This is a genomic window from Terrabacter sp. GCM10028922, from assembly GCF_042666095.1.
Lineage (GTDB): Bacteria > Actinomycetota > Actinomycetes > Actinomycetales > Dermatophilaceae > Terrabacter.
Genome location: NZ_JBHTFG010000029.1, coordinates 1 through 1772 on the forward strand (window position 1 = coordinate 1; position 1772 = coordinate 1772).

Annotated in this window: 1 protein-coding gene; it reads right to left on the minus strand. The window is 69.8% G+C overall.

What is annotated here, in order from left to right; genetic code table 11:
* The coding region (locus tag ACFQU3_RS19625; RefSeq protein ID WP_385912883.1) for a glycosyltransferase family 2 protein at window positions 1-1508 on the minus strand (1508 nt) is incomplete at its 3' end.
* Window positions 1509-1772 lie beyond the last annotated feature (264 nt).

Genomic DNA, 1772 nt, shown 5'->3' on the forward strand with positions numbered 1-1772 from the left:
TCACGCAACCACCGGAACAGAATCTCCCCCGAGTCGTTCGCATCATGGATCCGATCCATCAACACCCACGCCCCACCGAACTCCCGCCGCACCGGACCCCGGGAGGCGAGGATGCGCACCGGGTCGGGGACGAGCCGGTCGACGGCCTCTCGGCGACGCAGGCGCGTCGGTCGGAACCGCTTTCGCACGCCGCCGGGGGTCAGGGAACGCACCCGACGGGGCTCCCACTCCTCGGCCAGCTCCAGGCGTGTGCCGTTCACCTCGAGCTCGATCGTCCCCGTCGTGGGCGCCCACAGCACTCGCTCCCACATCATCGTGGCACCGAAGAAGTCGATGCGCCGCGTCTTGCCATGGGTGGGCTCGACGCGCCGCCCGCCGACGACGAGGGCCTCGGTGGGGGGCTCACCGACGTAGCGGTAGAGAAGACGGACGAGCCCCTTCCTGCTGTCGTGCTTGTCCGTCGTGGCATACGACGTGTGCCAGGACTTGCCCTGCAGCCCATGGAGCAGGATGTCGCGCCAGTGCGGGCGCAGCTTGCGGATCGAGAACGAGTCGACGACGTCGGGCGAGAGCCGCTGCGCGATCTCGCCCAGGGTCTCGCGGAACGTCTCCGCCAGCTCACCCTCGATCGCCGACGCGGAGTTGGCCATCGCGTCCTCGGAGGAGAAGTACCAGGACAGGTCGTAGAGGACCGAGTTCTGGACCCACTTCGGGACGCGGCCGAACTGCCTCTCGGCGTCGTCGAGCAGCGTGAGGTACCCCTCCCGCGGCACCGTCGAGTAGCGACCCACGGCGGAGAGACCCGTCTGGAGCGTCGAGCTCTGGTCGGCCCGCTTGCGGTAGTAGTACTCGGCGGACGCGAGGAAGCCGACGTGGCGCGTGGGAGCGGCCATGAGGTAGCGGACGGCGAGGTCACCGTCCTCGAAGTTCGGGCGCAGCCGAGGGTTGAAGCGCAGGTCGCCGAACACGTCACGACGCATGAGCGAGGTGGTGGTGCTGTTAGGGATGATGGAGGTCTCGACGTCGAGGTCGACCATGCGGTCGCCGGGCGCGAACATCACAGCCCGGGGGTGGCGGGCGAGGGCCCCCGTCGCCTCCATCCGCAGGATCATGTTCGCGCAGACGTAGGTCATGCTCGGGTGCTCTTCGATGAACCGCGCCACCACCGAGAAGTAATCCGAGTTGACCGTGTCGTCCGGGTCGGTGAACGTCAGCCACTCTCCCGTGGCGTGCTCGAGGCCGGCGTTGCGGGCCGCGGCCTGGCCGGCGTTCTCCTGGTGCAGCACGACCACCTCGCACCGCGCCCGCGCCGCCCACGCCTCCAGGACCGCACGCGAGTCGTCCGTCGACCCGTCGTCGACCATGACGACCTGCAACCGCGAGAGGTCGAACGTCTGCGCCTCGATCGAGGCGAAGAACTCCTCGAGGTAGCGCGACACGTTGTAGACCGCCGAGACGACCGAGAAGAGCGGCCGGCCCTGCCGACCCCCGACGTGCTGCACTGTCATGTCGCGTCCCCTAGCGTCGCGGGCGTGGGCTGGCCCCCACCTTCGGGGCACATGCTAGCCGCGCGGGGCCCGGCCCCCACGCAAGGACTCGGGCGTGCTCGCCTGGCGAGGGGTCGGCGCCGTCGAGGGGTCAGCGCGGTCAGCGCCGGTCGAGGGCCTCGATCGCCGCGGTCACCCGCGCGCAACACCCACCATCACGCATCGGGAACGTCGCCTCGATCCGCTCCTGGAACACCGGACGCGCCGCATACCCGTTCTCCGCGA